Genomic DNA, 21,671 nt, shown 5'->3' on the forward strand with positions numbered 1-21,671 from the left:
TGTGATCCCTTTCAACATCAAGCAGCTCGAAACCTTTCTCCTGGTGGCGACTTTCGGAAGCTTTCGAAAGGCTGCCGAACGCCTGAACACCACGCAGCCTGCGGTGTCCAACCGAATTGCCGGGCTGGAAGAAGCGCTAGGTGCCAAGCTGTTCGAGCGGCAGAGCGGCAATGTCAGGCTGACAGCCCAGGGACAACGGCTTCTGCCGGCTGCTCAACGGGTCCTGCGGGTAGCGGAACGGCTGCAACTGACGGCCAGCTCTCTTTCAGAGGCGGCGGGGGTGCTTAGGCTCGGGGTTGCCGAAACGATCGTGCACACCTGGCTACCGGATTTCCTCCGGGAGCTGCAAGCAAACTATCCGCTTGTCGATACGGATATCGTCGTTGACGCGACGAACACCCTTCGCAACGAACTCATGTCGCACCGACTCGATCTTGCAGTGCTGATGGGCCCAATTTTGGAACACAGCATCGAGAACATCGAGATGCCGTCGTTTCCGCTCGTGTGGGTCTGCTCGCCGCACCTGAAACTGCCGCACCGGCGCAAGCTGACGCTGACTGATCTGATGCAATTTCCAATCATCAGCTATGCGCGCACCACCAGACCCTACAGCGAACTTTACCGCAAGCTGACCGGCGAACTGGAAGAGACGCCGCGTATCTTTCCCGCCAATTCGCTGGCCGCTTCCATCAAAATGACACTCAATGGTATCGGCATCGCCTCTCTCCCGGGGGAAGTCGTCCAGGATTATACCGCAAGCGGCAAACTGCGCATTGTCGACTGCGAATGGCATCCGTCCGATCTGCAGTTTACCGCCTCCTACTCCTCCGAACCGTCCAATGCGGCAGCTGAACGGGCGGCAAAGCTGGCCGCCAGTGTCGCAAACGCGTATGCCGCGAGAACCGGCAAGGCGCAGGAGCCAATGGACGATAGGCTTGGCCCGCAGTTTCTCAGCCGATCGAGGTGACCGGCAGATAGATGCGGTCGCCTGAGAAGATCAGGTCCGGGCTCAAAATATGATCCATGTTGAGCACCACCGTCTCCGCCACATCCGCAGAATGGGTCTTGGCGATCAGGCGAATGCTGTCGCCATCCTTGACCTTGACCCACTGATAGCCGTCTTTCTCCAGTGTTGGGTTGGTGCGACCCTCAGCATTGCTGCTGCCCTCGGCATGAGCCTCGACATAGTCGCCGGTAACCCAGCCGCTATGCATTTCGCCGTCCGGTCCGAAACCTTCCACAGGTATCCAGGTCTCCCCTGACGCATCTGTCGACGGCTTCGCGGTCTGTTCGACGAATGTGCCGGGTTGCAGAACCGTTTCAAGCGTCGAATGCCCGTCAGGCTGGGTCCGCAAATTCAGTCCGTCATCGGCGACCACGACGAGCTGCGGGGCATCCTCGTCCGGGATCTGCGGACCACCTGGAACGTCTGAAGGATCATCGGGTTGGTGGGACGAAGCATCGCCATCCGGTTTTTTCGGATCGGGTGGACGGGGCGTCTTCGCGCCCTCCCAAGGTTCCCCGAGCAAGGCGTCCAGCGAGAAGAGAAGCATTCCAACGCCGAAGGTGATGCCCAGAGTCCACCGATCCCATGCAGCCCATCTTTTGTCCGACTTTTCCGCCCCCGCGATATCAGCGTCGGTTCGCGGCACTGAACGGCGATTCATCCGGTCCGTCCTTATGGCCGACGCCCAGAATTCCGCGCAGCCGAAGGTGAACATGGCGCCGGCGACTGTGGCGATCGGCGCCGGCCAGGAGTGCACCGTATAGACGGCGCAGCCAAGCACATAGCCGGGTCCAGCCAGATATTCGGCCAGGTTTCGGATCACCGGTCTGCCGGTGAACGACTGCAGCATCGACTTCGTGCCATAGACGATGTTGCCGAGCGTAAACGTGCTGTTGACGACAAGATCTTTGCCCTGGATCATCCCGGTCGCGGCACCTGGTGCTGCCGCAATGAATGTGGCGCCGCCGAGCGCGTTGAGAAATCGCCCGAACGGCTTGTGACTTGCCGTTGCGTTGGGAAAGAGCGCCTGCGCGCCGAAGACGATGCCTCGCACGCCAAATGCCACCGATCCGGCGGTGGCGGTCCAGGTTGGCGGCAACGAACTCCATAACATGTAGGAGGTGGTCGACATGCCGCCAAAGGTGGCGAGCGCCTGAGCGTTTTCCCGCAGCCTGGCATGGCTGAGGGCCAGATCGACACTGGTGGCCTGATCCGGCGTCATCGCCTTTTTGTGGGTCGCCCGATAGGTCGTCAGTTGCAGCACGGAGAGGGCGTTCGTCTGATCCCCGTTCATCCACTCGAATTGCTCAAGCGTGAACTTGCGGAACTGGCCGGGGCTCATTTCCTCCAACTGTTTTCGTGTCACCACTTCGATCTGCCGCTGGGTCAGGGCCTCGGTGTGGTGGATCGTGAAGGCGCCCCATTGATCGCGGGTCAGCAGCGGAATCTGCTTCTCGGTCAGCCACGGCACCTGGTTGGGATCGAACTTCGCCACGTCCACCGAATCTATGATGGTTGCGGGGATCGCCTGAACCTGGCGCTCGGTTAGGTTCTTCAGCAATCCGGCCTCGCCCAGATCCTTGAATTGCTGTGACGTGAACTTGGCGACCTGGCCGGGCTTGAACCACGGAATCTGGCGCGCTTCCAACTTCGACACGTCAACGAACTCGACCATGTCTCCTTTTATCGCCTGCACCTGTGGTTTCGTCAGGTGAGGCGTCAAACCGGCTTTGCCGAGATCGCGGAACTGCTGGTCGGTCACATTCCGGATGTGGCCCTCGGTCAGCCAAGGAATCTGTTTCCCGTCGAAGCTCGAAATGTTGACCTGGCCTATCTTTGCCTTCGGGATACCGCGCAGCTGGCTCTTGGTCAGATAGGACAGCAAGCCGGCCTGATCCATGTCGCGGAATTGCTGTTCCGTCAGCTCGGCCACCTGCTCGCGCTTAAGCCAAGGAATCTGGTTCGGCTGGAAATCGCCCATGACGAGATCCGGAACCTGGTCGAGCGGGATCGCTCTGACGCCGGTTCGGGTGAGCGGTCCATTGTTCGGAGCGGGTTGGCCGTGGGTTGCTGGTGCGGGACGGCCAGTTTCAGCCGGGGGGTGGGAACCAGTGGGCTCGTAGTAGTCGTATAGCTCATCCGCGTACCGGCCATAAAACTCCCCATACGTTCCGTCAGCAGTGCTCGGCTCCTTGTCACTGAATAGCGTCGCCATTTCCTCAACGGCTTGCGATCGATCGATCTCGCCGGCCTTGTATCGGGCGAATATATCGGCCTGGGCCGAATTCCACTCGGCGCCGAGGATAGCAGCCGGCTTGCCGCTGTTAACCGCGAGCTCGTCGGCAGCGGCATATTGAGCAAATGTCGCTTCACCCTCGACGTTCAAATAGGCAGAGACCACGGCATGCTTATACGCCTGCCGATCTGGAAAATTATTGGGATGAAGGTCGATTGGCGCGTCCCCCACGTGGGACAGCTCGTGGCCGAGCAGGTCGACGAATTCGGCAAGTACGGTGTCGCTGTCCGCATCGGCTGCACGGAATGTCTCGGCATCGACAAAGACTACTCCCACGTCGCTGACGTATTGTGATCCAGTCGCCGTCAGATCGTCGCCGGAGCTGGCGTCGAAGATCCGGAGGTCGTGCCGCGCCGGGTTGACGATGCGTACGCCTTTCGCGTGAGCGCCGCGCAAGAGATCCATCAGCGTCGGCGAGCGGCTGAGCTGATCTATAAGATTGGCCTTGGTGACTTCCGGCATGCCGAGGTTCTGATGGAGCATGTTGTCGAGCAGGCTCGCCGCCTCCTGGCGGTTGGCCGCGATTTCGGCCTGCGTCAGCGGCTTGGCGAATGATGGGCCCGATGACCCATCTGCTGCAAAATCCTGCCCTTTCGGCGCTGGCCTGGGCGCCGGACTGCTGGGAGCGATCGGGCCCTCGCCAGCTGGCGGCAAGCCGTTTGCCGGCGGCGAATTATGGCGGACCTCCCGCTCAAGCAACTGGTTGAGGTAATGGGCCTGCGTGGGCGTCAGTTCGCTGCGAGCCTGCTGATCCAGTTGTTGCCGCAACGCTTTCCACGCTGGCTTGCTCATCCCGTCTGGGCGTCCGTCGACGGTCGCGAGTTGGTCCGGATATGGCGCACCACCCAATTCCGGGAACACATCGGACACGCGCTGGCCAGCGAATCTGAGCTGGGGATTGGGAGAAGCTGCGATGCCGGCAAGATAAGCAGCGAGATGCTGCAGGACGTCTGGGGTCAGTCGCCCATCCGAAGTTTCCAGCGCGGAGAAAACCTTTTGCGCGCCTTCGGAGAATCCGGGGTGCGCGCGGGAGGTACGGGCATGCGGCACCAGAACCTTCCTTACCGAGCCGAGTTCTGCTGTCGTTACCGGCCATTGCCCAAGGTTTACCGCGAAACCGACGCCGTGGTCTTTGCGGTCCAGGCGGTTGAGTGGTCCGGCGCCCGCCTCGCGCGGAACGCCCTCGAAGGCAGGGCTAGCGCGCCAGGGTTCCTTGCCGCCTCCGAAGGGGGAAATAATGTCGTAGTTCCGGTAGAGGACACGATCCTCGAAGCCGGGCACCTTGCCTTCGGCACTATAGTGGCTGGCACCACCTCTCGCAGCTTCTTCCCAGAAGGAGGCTGCCCTTTGGCTGAGCGGGCCAGGTTCCCTAAGCGTGTACCCCGACCGGCCGCCTTCGCCACCGAGATAGAGCAGCGTGCGTTTGACGTAGGCTCCACTCACAGAGAAGCCAGCGATGGATATGGAAGCGCCAATGGCGTTTTCGCTCTGGAACGTGTTCTTCGACATCATCGGGGCCGATGCGACCCACTGGGCAGATGGAGCCGCAGCCTCGTCATAAGCGAAATTCGGCCGGTATCCATTGACGAAAAGTTTCTGGCCCTTCGCATCGTCGGGATGGACCGGGAGCAGAAAGCCCGTGCCGTCCGGGCCGTTGTTCTTCAGGCTGAGTTCCCCATAGACCTGCCGGCTGGGCAGCGGCACCTTAATGCCGAGCATCGATCCGCCGAGGCCGACCGTGCGGGCCGCAAGATCGTTCAGCATCGACCCACCCAAGACATTGGCTTCGTGTTCCTGCAGGAACCAGGAAACGGTCGCGCGGTCGGACCGCCAGACCCCTTGCGCATCCGTGAAGAATGTCGGGGCACGCCACGAACTCGCCTTGTCGACATCCAGCAACCGCGCCAGCAGGACAGGCACCTCGCTGTTGATTTCGGTCCCGGCCTTGGGCTTGCTTCCAGGCAGCGCGTTCTCCAAGGCGTGCGCGAGCGACCGGACCGCGGGGTCCGCGGATTTCTGCTGGTTGGCGGCGTAACCGCGCATCTCTCGCCAAAGATACGGTGTCCAGGTCTCGTGGCCGGACAGAACCTTCTCATTGTAGCGGCCTTCCGGCGAAAGCTTGCCGGCGGGGTTGAACGAAGACTCCGGCTGAAGCTTCGGACCGTAGACCCACGTGCTGCCACCGTCGGCCTTCAGGACTTGCATGAGCGCATCCTGCTGTGCGGCGGTCACGGCCTTGCCAGGCTTGGTGGCGCGCCCCTTGAAAAACGGCGAGGCGGCATTTGCCACGGCGGCAAGGTTCGGATCGGTGGAGCCTGACGCAGCCTTGAGGTAGTCGCCGATGATGCCACGGCCGGCATCGGTCCAGCCGGCTTCTCCTGGCAGCGCCCCGGCGGTAAGGAACTGCTCGCCGCGGGGCAGCCTGCCATCGGACGACAGGCCGAGTTGGTCGATCACTTCTCCCGGCGACAGATGCGGCAGCTTGCCCTGAGCGCTGAACACCTGGAGGGTCGTCAAGCCGTTCATCGAAAGCTGGCCGACCGGCTTGGAGCCGGTGAACGGGCTGTTCCGGTCGGCGTTAAGCATTTCGACAAGCGCATTATGCTGAGCCTGCGTCATTTCCGTGCCGGACTGAGGCAGGCCCCTGCCCCCGAGTTGCACTCTGGTCATGGTCACCGCATCGCGGACGACGGGATCGGTGGAACGTTCGAGGGAATGGAGGTAGTCGCCGACGAGTTCCACCTGCTCGGGCGCCCACGTCGGCGCGGGCGTCGCCGCATCGTCGGGAAGCGCCGGCAAGGTCGCGGCCAGGGTTTCGCCGAGGGCCGAGCGATGGCTAACTTCCGGATTGTCGGCAGGATCGAACGTATGGACTTCCCGTGCCGGGGTGTTGACCCTGAGCTGGCCATTGGGCGTGGTTATCGATCCGCGCTTGGCGCGTTCGACCGTCGGGCCGGAACCCAGGTAGCCGGCCTCTGTGGCGTGCTCGCCCGGCAGGACGATGTCGCGGGTCATGCTCGCCTGCGGGCCGGCCACGATGACCTTGGCCGGCAGGTATTCGCCGCCGGCCTCGACATAGATGTCTTGTCCGGCGGTGACGCCGTCCTGCCGAACCGGTCTGTGATAGATGCTGTCGACCAGTTCGCCAAGCTTCGGATAGTCATAGCGGGGTTCGGTGTTCAGGTAACGCGTGCCGATGCGCCTGAGGCCGGCTCTGACGGCATTGAACGTCTGGCCGAAGCTGTACGGGTTTGACGAGAAATGATTGATGATCGGCGTGCCGTCGGGCCGAGCCGGGCTGGGCTGTCCGGTGTCCGTCACGGCCGGTGGCTCCGTGCGGGCGTTCGGATCGGCTGTCCAGCGGCCGTCGGCGCCAAGATAAAGCACCGGCAAGGAAGGATCGAGCTCGACAGGAGCCGGCACCGGTTCCGGCGCGGCCGTGATCGCCTTGGGTTCGGGTATCGCGACAACCCTCTGCCCTTCCGGCAGGTTGAAATTAACGAGCATCTCGCCGGTGTGGCGGTTGCCGAGAGTGTAGCGCATCAACGGGGGGGTGCCTGCCGCCCCAGCTTCCGGCAGCTTCGCTCCGGAAGGCCCCTGCCGCTCGGTGGTTTCGCGGCTGGAACCGTCGCGTGTTTCCGTTTCGGACTGGAGCAGGAGCTCGTCCGGGGTGGCCAGCACGGCCGGGTCGGAAGGGCGTGTGCCGTCGAGATAGCCCGTCTGCTGCGGATCCTTGCCGCTAGTGTAGGTGTATTCCGCGGGATTAGGCCTCGGCATGCCGGTGAACGTCTTGGTCACCGGGTCCCAGACGAGCCGTAAGCCGCTCTCGGCGGAGCGCGTCGTTCCGTCGCCGCGGACCGGCGGCACCACGATCGGATCGCCGTCGGCGGGGAGGCGCACATTCTGCTCACGCACTTCCTGAGCGCCTCGGTCGCTGGCATTTTCGGGATCGCCGCGCTCGCCCGGCGCGCTCGGCCCTTCATCGTGGACGTTGACGACCGTCCCCTCGACGACCGGGTGGCTGGGATCGTGGAAGACCAGCTTGTCGGTCGGGCGATAGACGCCGTCGGGGCCTTGCTCATGCACGACCATCGGCCGCGACGGCTGGCCGTCGCCTGATGGATCACCCCTGCCGCCCGTGGGTGGCGGCGGGTTCGGACCCTCGGACTCGCCGGCCGGCAGCGCGCGCTGACCGGTTTGACGGCTAGCTCCTCCCGTGTTGTGAAAACCGTTCCGGGCGCCGAAACCAGGCCCCTGCTGGCCGGACGTTTCGCCGATCACATCGCCATCGATGATGATCTCTTCCGGGTTCGGCATGACCTGTTCGCCGGTGGGCCTGTAGACACCGTCGGGACCGACTTCGTAGACGGCCCGTGGTTGTGGCCCCGAATCCGGTCCGCCAGGAAAACTGGCCGACGTATGAGTTCCGCTCCGAGTACCGCCCGCTCCAGGCATGTTGTACAACAGCGAGCGGCCGCCCAAGCCTGTGCCGACAGTGCCGACGCCTATCCCCATGACTGCGTTCGCGAGCTCGAGCAGGGACATCTCGCCGCCATGCGCCGCCAGATGTTCCACCGATTTGCCGAGCACCGGAACACCGGTAACCACGGCGGCGGCATCGAGCCCCCATGCAGCGGTGGTCAGCTTGTTGCCGCTTTGCATAAACGCCGAGACGTCATCAGCATAAGAGGCGTGCTTTACGTTCACCTGGAATCTGCCGATGCCCCAGCTGGCATCCTTCATGCGGGTCATCCCGAACCCACCCGCGAAAGCCTCGGACCCGGACAAGCCGGACCTGGCCAAGCCGAACGTGCGCAGGGCGCCGGCGCCTACGGGCAGGAATGCGGTTACGCCGGTCGCGATATTCCAAGCCGACTGACTGTCGAAGTCGCCGCCCTGAAGGAGGTGCTCACCTTCCCTGTACAAGGCCTTACCGCCCAGAGCCGCACCGGAGGTGATCGCGATTGGAATGGCCCATTGACCGCCTGGAACAAACGAGACAATGGTGGCGGCGCCCGCCACGATGCCCAGGCCTATGTCGGTGGCCTTGTCCCAGAAATCCACTTTGCGTGCGTCGGCCACTTCCAGTTCGTCGAGCGAAAAACCATCCTCGCCGAGCGACATGTCGCCGCCCTTGGCCATGACCAGATTGCCCTTCTCGCCGAAGATGCGATTCTCGTGCTGGAATTCATCGAAGGTGCTGTAATATTTACCAGAACTGTCGACATAGCCGGCTTCGTTTCCATCGCCCTTGATCGCGAACAAGGCCGTCGATGATTCCATCCCGCCATCGAGGGAGAAGATCGGCACGATCTTGACTTCGGCGTTGTCGCCGGCGCGGTCGGTGATTTCGTCGACGACCTTTTCGACTCCCTCGCTCGATGGATCGAGGCCGAGGGTCTGAGCAACGGTACCGCTGAGTTCGCCGGACGTATATGTCTTGTATTCACCGCTGAAACCGGCTTTGTAGAGGTTCTCGAACTGCACCTGATATCCAGCGAGCGCCTGGTCCCGGTGTTCTTCAAAATACGCGTTTTTGAGTCTCGCCTCGTGCTCCTCCAAACCATATTCGAGCAGCTTGGGGTGGCTCGCGGAAAAAGCGTACCAGTCGCGCCCTGCCACCATCGCCGGCCGCACGTTTTCTTCCCAGTCCTCCAATTGGTTCTTTTCGGTCTCCGCCTGGCCTCGATCGATTTCCGCGGCCGCGACTTCGGGGTGCACCCATAGCATCTGGCCGTCCATCTCGATCTGGACCCACTTGCCGCTGTCGCCGATCGCGCCTGGGCCCTGCTCTTCGTAGGCCGCGGCAACCTCCGGCGCGACCCACAGGTCGCGGCCGTTCACCGTGATCTTCACCGCCGTCTCGCCCGGCTTGAGCGTGCCGGCGGGCGCCTCTACGGTTCCCGGCCCGTAGTCGGTGATCGCCTGGTCGCGTGCCGTCGTCGCGTTGACAAGTTTCGTCTTCGCCTCCCTCAGCCCGGCATCCAGCTGATCGACCTGCACGCCTATAATATTCGACTTGGCCACCTCCAGCACCGAGTGCGATCCGTTCCCATATGGCGTGCAGACCGGCGCTGATACATCCTGCGTCGACGCCAGCATCTCCTGCCACTGCTTGTTGAGTGGATCGTTGCGGAAGTCTTCCCTGATATTCTCGTCGTCGAGAGCGTATGTCAGGGCAGATTTATGCACATTGGTGTCATCACCGTTCTCGTCGGTGAAAGTGTCGTTCTCATAGACGGTAACGACATAGAGCTGACCGTTCTCCTCGACTATGTCCTGCGATAATATCTTGCCGGTAAACTCACCGCGTCCATTGGTATACCCTTCCCAATCGAAATGGTGTGGGTTTCTTTCCCGCGCCTGCGCAAGCAGTTGCTGCTTGAGAGGCTCCATGGTTACGGCAAGATCCGCCGCCTCTTTCTGCGCAACCCCATACTCCTGATAGGCTTCGGCCAGCGTTACCTGGTTGGTCGCCGCCTTCTGCAACTCTTTCAGGCTGTCGCGTCGCCCTTCGATCTCCGTATATTCAGGACTCCCGGGTTTGGCATCGGTAAGCTTCAGCTCCAACTCGGTCGAGCTGAGCATTTGGTCGATCGTGGCCTTGTTGCCATTGGCGGTGTGGAGCGACACGTTCGTAAAGAGCTCGGCGACCTCCGCGTGCGCGGCCTTTCCTTGTTGGTTGGTTTCCTCGGCGCTGGGACCATCCGTGCTGCGGACAGCTGTCTGGTTGGGATCGCTGAGCGTCGGCAGGTCTATCTGTTTGTCGATCGCGTCGAGAAGTGACTTCTGGCCCTGCTCGTATTCGGCCCGGGCAGTGCTGGCGCTTTCAAGCGCGTTGTTGGCGAGGGTCAACCGATTTTGCGCATCGGACAGCGTACCCTTCGGCTCGGGGGCCTTCCACTCCAGCCCATAAGGCGCCAAGACCTCGTCCAGCGTCGACTCGGCACCCTCCATGGCGTTCTTGTATTCAGGGTCCAGCGCATAGACGTCGAGTTGTGCCGCGCTCTGCTCGAGCTTTGCCTGTGCCTCGCCGAGGTTCGCAATCGCAACGTTCTCGGCTGCGATCGCCTTGGCTACCTCCGGGTCGAACCATTGCCAGCTCCCATCGACCAGCAGTGGCACCCACTTCCCGCCTGAAGGAGCCGTCGGTGATGGTGGGTTCCCGTACGGACCGACCGACGTGGCGCTGCCGTCGAGACTTTGCGTCGCGGGAGTACCGCCGCCGTAGTTCTCGATCGCATCATTTACTGCTTGCTGCTTGTCTATGACTTCTTGAGCAAGCTCGGGACTTGCTCCGCCGAATATGCCGTCCAGCGTCGTCTTGACTATCGTGTCTTCCTTGGCCTGTTCCGGGTCATTGCTGTTCGGGTTGATGTCCAGCAACAGCTTGGCCAACGCTTCCTGCGCGGTGCCGGCCGCGATGTCCGTGACGGCGCCAGTCGTATCGTGGGTCAGCGTGATCTTGCCGTCTGACGACGTAGTCAGCGTATAGCCGTTGAAGGTGACTTCCACGGTCGTGCGGGTACCGTTTTCGATAGTAACCTTTTCCCCCGGATGGATGATGTCTGGGTCACGAGGCGAATTGAACAGCTCCGGGTTCGTTCTCCTCAGATCGTCCAGCGACACGCCATATTGCTGCGCAATCAGGGTCAGGTTGTCGCCAGGCTTGACCTCGTACTCGACGGGCTCGCCGCCATTGATCTTCTCGGTGGTCGTTGTCGTTACCCGACCGTCCTTGTCGGTGACGATCTTGATTTCAGTTCCGGCCTTCGGATCGACGATTGTAGTTGTGGTCTCGCCTGTCTCGAGATTGCGGACACTGTTGCGCGTCCCGCCGTTCCCGTCCTCCGACACCGTCGTTTCCTTGCCGTCGGACGTCGTCACGACGGTTCGCTCGTCATGCTGGTAGTCGTGATAGTAGACGGTCTTGTCGCCGGTGTGCGGATCGACGACTTCAACCGACTGCACGTCACCATTGTCGCTCGTCGGTTCGCGCGCCGTGACCTGATAGCCGGCGGCCTGCAATTCGGCAATCACCTGCTCGTTGGTCAGACCCCTTTCACGCGCGATTTGCTCGATGCTCTTGCCGTCGGCGAGATCATCCTTGATGCCCTGGGTGGTTGCCCCGCCCGGATCCTGCGATGCAGCGAGGACGGTCTTGTGACCATCTGGCCCGTTGACGGTGGTGACCGGCAAGGCCGGCCCGTACCCAGGTGTAACGGTTTCCACTGAAGCGCCGTTCGGCAAGGTGGTCCGCTCGGAGACGGTTCCGGTGCCCAGATCGTCTTCATAGCGCGTCGTGATCGCACCGGTATCGGGATTATAGCTGCTGGTTTCCTTGCGCCCGAGCCCATCCCGGATCGGCGTGGTGGTTGCCGTGCCGTTGGGTTGTTCCACGCTCGTGTAGTAGCTGTCGTGCTGATAGTCGTAATATTGGCTGACGGTGCGGCCGCTGGCATCCGTGATCGTCGTCGTCTGCACGTCGCCATTGTTGCTTGTCGGGTCGGTGGTCGACACGCTCATCCCGCCGGACCTGAGCGCGGCGATAACCTGTTCGCGCGTCATGCCCCGGGCAGATGCAATCTGGTCGATGCTTTTGCCGCCAGTGACGTCGCTGACGATGTTGCGCGCAGTCGTCGCTTCCGCGGCGTTGTCTCCGGGCGTGCTGCTGTCCAGTTTCACCGGTGTCGCGGCCAGTGCCGCGAGATCGGTCTGCGTGTAAAGAGCCGGCGTCACCGTCCTGCCATTGCCGGATGTGCCGTTGCTGGCGTTGACGACGTTGACACTCGGCGCCACCGAAGCCGCAACCGGCGGCGGCTGAAGCGAATCCAGTTGCGTGTTAACACGGGCCAGTTCCTGGCGGGCCTGTGCTGCCCAATCCCGCTCGCCCATCCTGTTGGCAAGCCTGATCTGTTCCCGCAGCTTCGCAGCCTGCGCCTCGAGCCGGGAAACCTGCTCGGCTTTCGCTGAGGCGTTTACCTTTTGCGGCTGAATCGGCGGCCTGGTGGGCGTTATCGGGCGAACCATCAGGACGACCTCCGGAAATCAACGTTGCAGGCAGCCTGGCTGCCGTCACGCCCGCCCGATCGCAGCCTTTCGGATGTTATCGAGGGGGCTTCCAATAAATGCCGAAAGCAGCGAGCTGTTCTTCCGACTGTTTTACCCGTTCTGCTGGGTTTGTTTCCGACTGCGTTGCCGCCAGTGCCGCCAGAATCTCGACGGCGGCGAACGCCGGCGCCATGCTGCGGAAGAACGACTGTGAATTTGACGTAACGATAATTGTTTCCCGCGCGATCTGTGTCAGCGGCGACACGCTGCTGTCAGTGATCGCCACCACGCCGATGCCCTGCCGAGCCGACTGGCGGGCAATGTCGATCGTCGTGCGCTCGTAGGGCGATATGCCCAGCGCAAGAAGTACCGCGCCACGTCCCGCGTGCTGGAGGGTATCCAGGCCATGTCCGGCCATCTCGCCGACAAGCGTCACCTTGCAATCGGTGCCAGCCAGTAGCGACATGATTTGAACGAAGTGGCTCACGACGGGATGGGCGGCGCGCGAGCCGACCGCGAACAGATTGCGTGACCGGGCGAGCAGACCGGCTGCCGCGATGAACTGCATGGCGTTGCCGTATTCGCCAAGGCTTGAGATCTGGGCGGCAAGCGTGTCGGCAACGACGCCGGCAGTCGAATACCCCGGATCGCCATGCTGTCCGATACCCTGTCGCGCCGGCTCGCCCGCGACGGTCTCGCGCAGCGCGCGCGCATAAAGGCTGCGCATGTCTTCGTAGCCTTCAAGACCAATCCATCGCGCCAGCCGCATCATCGTGCTGTGCGAAACGCCGGCCTGGTTCGCCTGCTCGCGCATCGACATCAGTGCGACATCCTTGGGATGATCCAGCACAAAACGCGCGGCGACCCGCAACTGCGGCGGCATAGTCTCAAACCGTTCGACCAAAAGCTCGGCCAAAGGACCTTTTTCCATTCTGAAATACCCCATTCACCCACCTACCAAGGTACTCCTTGAACGCAGGTGACGCAACAGTTGGAACCTAAGTGTCTCAAATATTCCAACTGGACTTTCATTTTCAGCCATGCTGCCTTAAGCTGCCTTGGCAACTCTCCAGACGGCAGTGATGTGAGTCCGGAGTTTGCAACTTTGAAAGTCCCTCAAGGAGACAATGATGGCTGCTACCCCTCCCATTACGTCCGGCTCTGCAGGGTCGCCGGAACAGAACCTGGACAAGATGATCAAGCACCAGGAGCGCATGTTTGGCCTGGAGATCACGAAAGAAATCGCGAAGTCCCAGCATGACATGCTGATGAGCACCGCCAGGACACTCGGCCAGTCGGCTGAAAAGGCCTAAGGCGGCGGATTTTCGAACCATGCGCCGCCGCAAGCACCCGGCGGCGTACCTGCACGGCGCAATTTCCAGCGCCGTCGTCAGGCTGTGTTGGAAATGGTCATTCGGCGGGAGATGAAGTGGCATGACCGCTCGTCCTATCAGCAAACATCTGGAAGCAGCAGTGCCGGCGCGCCGACTCCAATCGATCATCGCCCCCTCCCCGGATACCGGACATTCCATAGAGCTGAGCGTGACCCACGGATTTCACGCCGGCGCCGAAGTCAGTCTGGTCGAGCCCCAATATACGATCGGCTCCAGCACTGAGTCGGACATTGTCCTGCGGGATGCCGGCATCGCACCGATTCATGCAAGGCTGCGGCGCAAGGGCGCCCAAGTTGAAATCGAAGCCGTCGGCGGCGATGTCATGTTGGCCACGAGCGAGACCATCCGTGAGGGACATGGCAGCCGCTGCAGGCTGCCGCTCACCATAAGCTTGGGCGAGGCGCGGATCCAACTGGTCAGCCTGCCCCGCGCAGCCAATCGATGGTCTTTTGGGTCCTTTGCCAATCGCCCGCTGCTGGTCGCGAGCAGCGTTCTCTGTGCGGTCCTGGCAGTTTCCGTCGCCGCGAACGGGTTCTCTTTCGCCAAGCAAGAGATTGGCGCAAAGGCGTCCTCTTCCTCTCAAGACGAGCAACCAGTCAGAGTGGCTTTCGCCGGTCAGGCAGGCGAAAAGATCCTGGATGCTTCATCGCCAGCGCAAATCCAGACTGCCGCCGAAGTGGAAAGGCAGCTCAAACTGCGCCTCGAGCAATCCGGCATAAGCACATTAACGGTTCTGGAATCAAATGGACGCCTCGTGGTCTCGGGTATGATCCCGAATGAGAAGAGTGATGTCTGGGCAGAAACGCAATCCTGGTTCGATCAGTCGTTCGGCGCTCACCTTCCCCTCATCTCCAATGTCATGGTTGGCAATGCGCCGCAGGCGCCGCGGCTGAGGCTGCAGGCGATCTGGTACGGCGAGCGGCCCTACGTCATCGCAGCCGACGGCGCGCGCTATCACGAAGGTGCATTCACCGACGACGGCTGGGCCGTCAAACACATCGGGGAAACCGAACTTCTCCTGACCAAGGGCGGCGCCACGGTCGCGCTGAAATATCCGTGAACCGCCGGCTCGAAGCGGCACGATTCGACACGGGACGAATTGACACGGCGGGCCGCGACGGGCGGCAGGCGGAAAGTGTGCGTGGCCAGGCCATCAGCCGGCGACGGACGAATGGGGTCGGCAAAGCAGCCAACGGTGCTCAGGGGGCGAGATCAGCCGACGGTGCAGAAAGGCCGGAAACGGCGGAATTCCAGGCTTCTCAAGGAGCGGCCGGCGAGTCGCTCGACGAGATACTCGCCAATTTCGTCATGCCCAATATTCCCGAACCAGCCATCCTGCGACGCTCCGTGCATATTCTCCAGCACCTGGTAACGCACCTGGTCCCAAACCTTGAGGGCGGGGAGCAACTCAAGACGCTCGCCAGAACGCTGATGGAGGATGAAATCGAGCGTCATCGCGATCTGCTTGGTCGCATGCAGGAAGGATCAAACTCTGACCGACCCGCGTGACACCGTGCATCTTTTGCATGTCCTGGGCTATCTCTACGGGTGCCACGGGCAGGCAAAGCGGGGCGCGGCCTACCTGCTCATTGCTGCACAGCTCTCGCCGGGAAATGCCGGCGTCCTCAGAACGTTGGCTCACCTTCTCATACTCGATGGCGAGGCGGACAAGGCGCTTGCCACGATTGCCAGGCTGGAGACCTTGGAAGGAATGGATCACCCGGTGCTTACATTACTGAAGAGCCGCGCCTTGCTCGTGGCCGGGCGAAAGACGGAGGCGCGCAGTGCCTTGCTTAGCTTCCTGTCGCAACGAGGCGTCCGATGACCGTCTCGGAACGCCTTATGCAATTCCTTGCCAGGCTGTCACGCCGCAGTGATCTGGTCATTGCTATTCTGATGCTCGTCGCGGTGGTAATGATGCTCATTCCATTGCCGACGTTTCTCGTCGACAGTCTCATCACCGCAAACATCGCCATCAGCGTGCTTATTCTGCTGGCCTCGTTCTACGTTTCTCATCCGCTGCAGTTTTCGTCACTGCCGTCGGTCATCCTCATCGCCACTTTGTTCCGGCTGGCGATCACGATCACGACCACGCGACTCATCCTGCTCCAAGCCGACGCAGGCGAGATCATTACCGCCTTCGGCACCTTCGTCGTTGGCGGCAGCATTGCCGTGGGCCTCGTCATCTTCCTGATCATCACTGTTGCACAGTTCATCGTTGTTGCGCGGGGCGCCGAACGCGTCGCCGAGGTGGCCGCGCGCTTCACGCTCGATGCGCTGCCGGGCAAGCAGATGAGCATCGATGCCGAGTTGCGCAACGGCGACATCGATCAGGCGGAGGCACGCCACCTGCGCCAGCAGCTGGAGCGCGAGAGCCAGCTGTTTGGCGCAATGGACGGTGCCATGAAATTCGTCAAGGGAGACGTGATTGCAGGCATTGTAATCATTCTGGTCAACTTGATCGGTGGTTTCGCAGTCGGCACGCTGCAGCACGACATGTCGCTCGGCGACGCGGCTGCGACCTACACGTTGCTCACCGTGGGCGATGGCCTGGTGGCGCAGATACCCGCACTGCTCGTCGCTGTGGCCGCCGGCACAATGGTGACGCGCGTCGGCAGCGCGGACGGAACGGGCGATCTTGGCCAGCAAATAACCAGCCAACTGCTCCGCGACTCCCGCGCGCTCGCACTCGCAGCCGTGATCATGGTCGGCCTTGCCATGGTGCCAGGCTTCCCCTCCATCATGTTCCTGGTCCTTGGTGCCTGCTGCGGCGCCGGCGCCTATGCAATCAATCGCCGCACCGACCAGGAGTCCGGGCCTCAAGACATCGGCCATACCGCCTCGCCTGCACAGCGGGGGGATTCCGCGTCGCTTTCGGCAATCTCCACCGCAACACTGTCTCCATCCTACCGCGTCATGGTGCGCTTCGGAACCGAGCTCGCACGCTTGGTCCCGGAGGCCGAATTTGCTGCGCTCGCCGACGGCGTGCGCCGTGAACTCTTCGCTGATCTCGGTGTCGACGTTCCGGCCATCGGCATGCAGGTCGACGAGATGCTTTCGCAACGAAGCGTCCGCGTCGATCTGGAAGGTGCGCCCATCCTGGATGCTGAAATTCCTGCCAACCGTGTTCTTGTCGAAGCGGACACCACGCATCTCGATCTGCTCGAAATACCTTACGAAAAAGGTTCTCCGATTGCCGGTCTGCGCAAATTCGTATGGGCCGATGACGGCTACCTGTCAGCACTGAACGAGGCCGGCTTTGTCTTCTCAACGCCGGTGCAAATAGCGGCCAAATGGACCGGCCATGCACTTCGCCTTTATGCCGGCCATTTCGTCGGGATTCAGGAGACACGCAGACTGCTCTCGGAGATGGAACCGGATTATGCGGATCTGGTCAGGCAGGCGCAGGAGACCGTGCCGCTCCAGAAGATCGCCGAAGTGCTTCGCCGGCTCGTCGCCGAAAACGTCCCGATCCGCAATCTGCGCCTTATCCTCGAGGCACTCATCGAATGGGGCCAACGCGAACAGGACGTCCCCTTGCTGACGGAATATGTCCGTACATCCTTGAAGCGCCAGATCAGCTTCCGCTTCGCCGGCCGCAACAACATCATCGCGGCCTATGTGCTGCAGCGTTCGGCCGAAGATATCCTGCGAAACGCGGTGCAAAGCACATCGACCGGCACCTTCCTGAACCTGTCGGACGATGATGCGCAGGCTTTGGTCACCGAAATCGAGCGAGCCCGGTCGCAGAACGCCACCGATGTTTCGCCGGTCGTTCTCGCCGCGATGGATGTGCGCCGTCACATGCGCAGCCTGCTCGCACATAATGCCATCGAGCTTCCTGTCCTGTCCTTCCAGGAACTCGCACACGAGTTCAATGTCCAGCCGCTGGCCACGATCGCTGGCCGCCCCGGCAACGCCGGCGCGCGGGTCGTCTCCCATTCGCTCCCGTCGGCTCAGGCGAACGCCGCGCAGGAGGCGCCCTCCTGACGCCAGCCGGACGGACGGACATTGGGGATTCAGGAGAGAAATGGTAATGACCACCCACAACACCGCGGCAGACGTAGGATCAGCCGCTTTCGCCCGGCGGGCAGATTTAGGCCGGTTGGCTATCGCGACTATTGGCGTCCTGCTGGCGTTGCTGCTCACACTAGCCGATGCGACGGCACAGAACATATCACCGTTGCCGAGCAAACCAACGGTCGGCTTGCCGGTCGGACAAGGACGCTTGTTGCGGTTCAATGAACCGGTCGAATCCGTGCTGATTGCCGACACCACGATCGCGGACCTTCAGGTCGTGTCGCCGAGCATGGTCTACGTATTCGGGCTCAAACCCGGCCTGACCAACCTCATTGCGATCACGGCCGATGAACGGATTGAGGCAACAGCCCAGTTCCGCGTCACCCCCGATGTCACGCCTGCTACCGAGGCCAAGCAAGCAATGCAGCCGAGCTCGGCGACAAATCTCCACATTTTCGGAACCCGTATCGTTGCAACAGGCGAGGCGCGAGGCGTCGATGAGGCAACGGATCTGGACAATGTCGCCCGGACCTTCTCGCCGCCGGAACAGCCGCCGCTGAACAACATGACCGTGCAGGGCTCACAGCAAGTCAACATCCGGGTTCGCTTCGCCGAAGTCTCGCGCACGGAACTGCAGTCCTACGGCGTCGACTGGTCCGTCGGCTACAGGAGCGGCGGCTTCGAATTCAACATGTTCCAGGACAACGGTGTGCCCTCGGGCAACGGGAATTTCGGTTTGAGCATGGACCAGGCGCATGGCCTGAACTTCGACATTCTGATCGAAGCCCTGCAACGCAACGGCATCGTCAAGATACTGGCCGAACCGAACTTGACGGCCATGACCGGTCAGACTGCAAGCTTTCTCGCCGGTGGCGAAATTCCGGTTCCGATCCCGCAAGGAACCGACGTCGTCACCGTCCAATACAAGCCCTTCGGCGTGTCCCTCGGCTTCACCCCGACCCTGATCGGCCGCAATCGCATCGCGCTCCATGTTCAGCCGGAAGTCAGTTCGTTATCTGAGACCGGATCCGTAAGCGCCAACGGCTTCGCCATGCCGAGTTTCGTCGTGCGCAAGGCCGACACCACGGTCGAAGTGGCGAGCGGTCAGACATTTGCGATCGCCGGTCTCTTCCAGCAGCGGACCTCGCGCAATCTGGAAAAGTTTCCGGTGCTCGGCGATGTACCGGTGCTTGGTCCGCTTTTTCAATCACAGCGTTTCCAGCACGAAGAGACCGAACTGGTCATTTTGATCACGCCCTATCTGGTGGAACCGGTGCGCGACAGCCTCGCCACGCCGCTTGACCGTCCGGCAGCCAAGCACCGCAGCCGCAAGCACGCCAATGACGCGTCGGCGACGGGTCTCATCATCAAATAACGAGGACCGGATATGACTTCCCCCATCGGATTTTTCTGCGTTATTCCAGCGCTGGTCCTGGCCGGCTGCGCGAACAGCCCGCAACCGCGGCAGGACTATTCGCCCGGCTATAACTATGTTTCGACGGATGCAGGCGGCTCCGAGAAAGGTGTCGGCGGCTCAGTTCTTGCTCCCGATGCCTGTCTGGCCGAGCCAGCCGACGACGACAACTCTGCTGCCAAGACGAACCTGACGATCGTCTCCGGCGTCGGCTCCCATTTGCCGCCCGGTTGCGCCAATGCCTTCAATCTTCAGCGTATGTCCGAAAGCCAGCGTGATCTCGTCGAAGGCCGCCGCATGGGCCCGGCAGCGGCCGCACCGACCGCGCGCGCGGCCCGTCGCTACCTAGATGGCGAGGAGGCTCCGATAGGCGGCGCCAACAGCGCGCCGTCGGTGCCGCAAACAACGCTCCCAGTCGAGTGAGCCGGCGCGGCGTTCGCCCGCGTAGTGTCACTCTGCGCGTCGCGCTTGGCGGAAGGCCGCTTCAGGCCCTCCGGCCCGATTCGCTAGCCGAGGATGGAGCCGAGCGCCTTCGCTTTGGCCTGAGTGCTGCCCTTCAGCCGGATGGTTCTTGCGCGGGCAAGCAGGGTGGCGACCTCCTTGGTCGTCAGGCCGATTGGCGGCGAGGCCTTGACCTGGTCGGCCTGGCCAAGAAGCCCGTACACCAACACAATGTTGCGCTTGTGGTGCAATTGCGCGTTGGAGGCCGAGGCAATTTTCTGCACCAGCGGCAGCGCCGCGGCGGAATTGTCCTCGAGGGCTGCCGCCAATGCCATGTTGGTCTCGACGTCAAGATCGCCCGGCGCAAGTCTCAACGCCTGGGCGAAAGTCGCCTGCGCCTGCCCTGTCTGGCCGGCGAATGTCTGCGCAACGCCCAATCGATTGTAGGCGCTGCTGGTGTTGACCAGCGGCGCTGCCTGCGCAAGCGCGCGCATGCCTGCATCGATATCGCCTGCCTCTATCATCGCCGAGCCAAGCCCAAGCATTGCTCCCCCGTCATTGGGAGCTTTGGCGAGCGCGGCCCGATAAGCGTTGGCGGCGTCGGCGGGATAGCCCGCCCGCATGTAAGCATCGCCCGTCTTGACGAACGCGCTCGCCTTGGCGTCCGGCATTGCGGCTGCGCGCTGGTAGAGCGCGATGGCCGTATCCCTTTCTCCACGCGCATCAATATCGTCGGCAAGTTTGATCAGGCGCTCGGATTGAGACGATGGGCCTTGTGCCTTGGCCTGCACCGAGCCAGTTTTGGTCGTCTGGCAACCGCTCAGCGCCAGCGCGACGACGACCGGCAGGAATACGACACGCAACCGCAAATCCACCTCTCCGTATTCAAGCCCGTCCCACCTTACACAGGGCATCGGCCGACTGGAACCACGATAGTGCGGTAAGATTGCAACATGGCCGAAGAAGCTGAGGAAAAGAAACTACCGGCGTCCGATAAGAAGCTTCGTGACGCCCGCCGCAAGGGCCAGGTTTCGCAAAGCCGCGACCTGGTTTCCGGCTTCACTCTTTTCGCAGCGCTTGGCTATCTCTATTTTTGCTGGCCGCTGCTCTTCAAACATCTTTCGGAACTCGTGGAGACCGTGACGGTGCCCGGCGGCTCCTTCGAGGAAGTCAGCCTGCGGGCCATCCACCACTCGTTCTCATTGCTGATGCTTGCTACATTGCCGCTAGTCGGGATCGTTGTGGTTTTCACCGTAGCCTTCGGCATGCTGGCCACGTTCGGGCCGGTCTTCTCGTTCGAGCCGCTCAAGCTGCAGTTCGATCACATAAACCCGGCGAAGGGGCTTCAGAAGATCCTGTCGCTCCGCAACGTCATCGAGTTCGCCAAGGGCCTCGTCAAGGTGGTGTTCCTGGCGAGCCTTTTCGTATTCATCCTGATCGCCTGGCTACAGCCTCTCTTCGATGCGCCAGGCTGTGGTCAGACATGCCTGGAGCCGATCATCAAGGCGGTGATGACACCTCTCGGAATTGCCGCCGCCCTCGCCTTCGTCGTCATCGGCTTGGTCGATGTTCCTATTCAGCGCTGGCTGTTCCTACGTGACATGCGCATGACGACAACCGAATACAAGCGCGAACACAAGGACCTCGAAGGCGATCCATTGATCCGCCGTGAACAGCAGCGACAGCGGCGCGAAGCCATGCAGCCTGCGAAGCTGGGTGTGAAAAACGCGGGCATCGTCTTGGTGTCAGGCGACCGCGCCGTGGCGTTGCGGTACGTCAAGGGCGAAACGCCTGTGCCGACGGTTGTCGGCAAGGGCCAGGGCCGTGCGGCCGAAGATATGATGGCTCAAGCGCGCGAAGCAGGTATCCCCATAGTCGAGGATGCCGTCACCGCCCAAACGATCTTCGAAGATGCGAACATCGGGTCTTATATCGGCCAGCAGATGTTTTCCCCGGTCGTTCGCCACCTCGTCCGGCATGGGCTCACTTGAAGCCAAAATCCTGCGATTGTCCTTGTATGCCAGTCTAGCCCTGTCGGCTGGTGGAAGC

12 protein-coding genes are annotated in these 21,671 nt (G+C 61.9%); 8 read left to right on the forward strand and 4 right to left on the reverse strand.

Going from position 1 to position 21,671, the window contains the following annotated elements; genetic code table 11:
• Window position 1 precedes the first annotated feature (1 nt).
• Window positions 2–967, forward strand: coding sequence for a LysR family transcriptional regulator (locus RQ479_RS11420; protein WP_376705136.1), 966 nt, complete (start codon window positions 2–4; stop codon window positions 965–967).
• On the opposite strand, the gene RQ479_RS11425 is transcribed toward RQ479_RS11420, so the two are convergent.
• Both RQ479_RS11425 and RQ479_RS11430 read right to left on the reverse strand, forming a co-directional pair.
• Complete coding sequence (locus RQ479_RS11425) at window positions 951–12,332, reverse strand: LysM peptidoglycan-binding domain-containing protein (protein WP_376705137.1); 11,382 nt, start codon at window positions 12,330–12,332, stop codon at window positions 951–953. The two genes, RQ479_RS11420 and RQ479_RS11425, sit on opposite strands and share 17 nt — an antisense overlap.
• A 76-nt stretch (window positions 12,333–12,408) precedes the next feature.
• Complete coding sequence (locus RQ479_RS11430) at window positions 12,409–13,284, reverse strand: MurR/RpiR family transcriptional regulator (protein WP_376705138.1); 876 nt, start codon at window positions 13,282–13,284, stop codon at window positions 12,409–12,411.
• Between the two features lie 199 nt (window positions 13,285–13,483).
• Between RQ479_RS11430 and RQ479_RS11435 the strand changes: the two genes are divergently transcribed.
• Both RQ479_RS11435 and RQ479_RS11440 read left to right on the forward strand, forming a co-directional pair.
• Window positions 13,484–13,666, forward strand: a complete 183-nt coding sequence (locus RQ479_RS11435) for a hypothetical protein (RefSeq protein WP_126092905.1) — start codon at window positions 13,484–13,486, stop codon at window positions 13,664–13,666.
• A gap of 121 nt (window positions 13,667–13,787) precedes the next feature.
• Window positions 13,788–14,807 (forward strand): FHA domain-containing protein, encoded by a 1,020-nt coding sequence (locus RQ479_RS11440; protein ID WP_376705139.1) that lies wholly within the window; start codon window positions 13,788–13,790, stop codon window positions 14,805–14,807.
• A gap of 152 nt (window positions 14,808–14,959) precedes the next feature.
• Here the strand turns inward: RQ479_RS11440 and RQ479_RS11445 are convergent, their stop codons facing one another.
• On the reverse strand, window positions 14,960–15,202 hold the full coding sequence (locus tag RQ479_RS11445) for a hypothetical protein (RefSeq protein ID WP_376705140.1): 243 nt from the start codon (window positions 15,200–15,202) through the stop codon (window positions 14,960–14,962).
• Here RQ479_RS11445 and RQ479_RS11450 point away from each other — a divergent pair.
• The 4 genes from RQ479_RS11450 to RQ479_RS11465 all read left to right on the forward strand — a co-directional run bounded on the left by RQ479_RS11450 (window position 15,186) and on the right by RQ479_RS11465 (window position 19,604).
• Window positions 15,186–15,572 (forward strand): tetratricopeptide repeat protein, encoded by a 387-nt coding sequence (locus tag RQ479_RS11450; protein WP_376705141.1) that lies wholly within the window; start codon window positions 15,186–15,188, stop codon window positions 15,570–15,572. The genes RQ479_RS11445 and RQ479_RS11450 overlap by 17 nt on opposite strands.
• A complete protein-coding gene (sctV, locus tag RQ479_RS11455; protein WP_376705142.1) occupies window positions 15,569–17,737 on the forward strand; it encodes a type III secretion system export apparatus subunit SctV in 2,169 nt (722 codons plus the stop codon). The genes RQ479_RS11450 and sctV overlap by 4 nt, the downstream gene beginning before the upstream one ends.
• 241 nt (window positions 17,738–17,978) lie before the next feature.
• Complete coding sequence (locus RQ479_RS11460; RefSeq protein ID WP_376705143.1) at window positions 17,979–19,142, forward strand: type II and III secretion system protein family protein; 1,164 nt, start codon at window positions 17,979–17,981, stop codon at window positions 19,140–19,142.
• Window positions 19,143–19,154: 12 nt separating this feature from the next.
• Entirely contained in the window at window positions 19,155–19,604 is a 450-nt protein-coding gene (locus RQ479_RS11465; protein WP_376705144.1) for a hypothetical protein, read from the forward strand.
• Between the two features lie 83 nt (window positions 19,605–19,687).
• On the opposite strand, the gene RQ479_RS11470 is transcribed toward RQ479_RS11465, so the two are convergent.
• Window positions 19,688–20,491 carry a tetratricopeptide repeat protein gene (locus tag RQ479_RS11470; protein ID WP_376705145.1) on the reverse strand — a complete coding sequence of 268 codons (804 nt, stop codon included), beginning with the start codon at window positions 20,489–20,491 and terminating at the stop codon, window positions 19,688–19,690.
• Between the two features lie 84 nt (window positions 20,492–20,575).
• Between RQ479_RS11470 and RQ479_RS11475 the strand changes: the two genes are divergently transcribed.
• On the forward strand, window positions 20,576–21,613 hold the full coding sequence (locus RQ479_RS11475) for an EscU/YscU/HrcU family type III secretion system export apparatus switch protein (RefSeq protein ID WP_376705146.1): 1,038 nt from the start codon (window positions 20,576–20,578) through the stop codon (window positions 21,611–21,613).
• Window positions 21,614–21,671: the final 58 nt, after the last annotated feature.

Origin of the sequence: Mesorhizobium sp. ISC25 (assembly GCF_042295465.1) — a bacterium.
Lineage (GTDB): Bacteria > Pseudomonadota > Alphaproteobacteria > Rhizobiales > Rhizobiaceae > Mesorhizobium.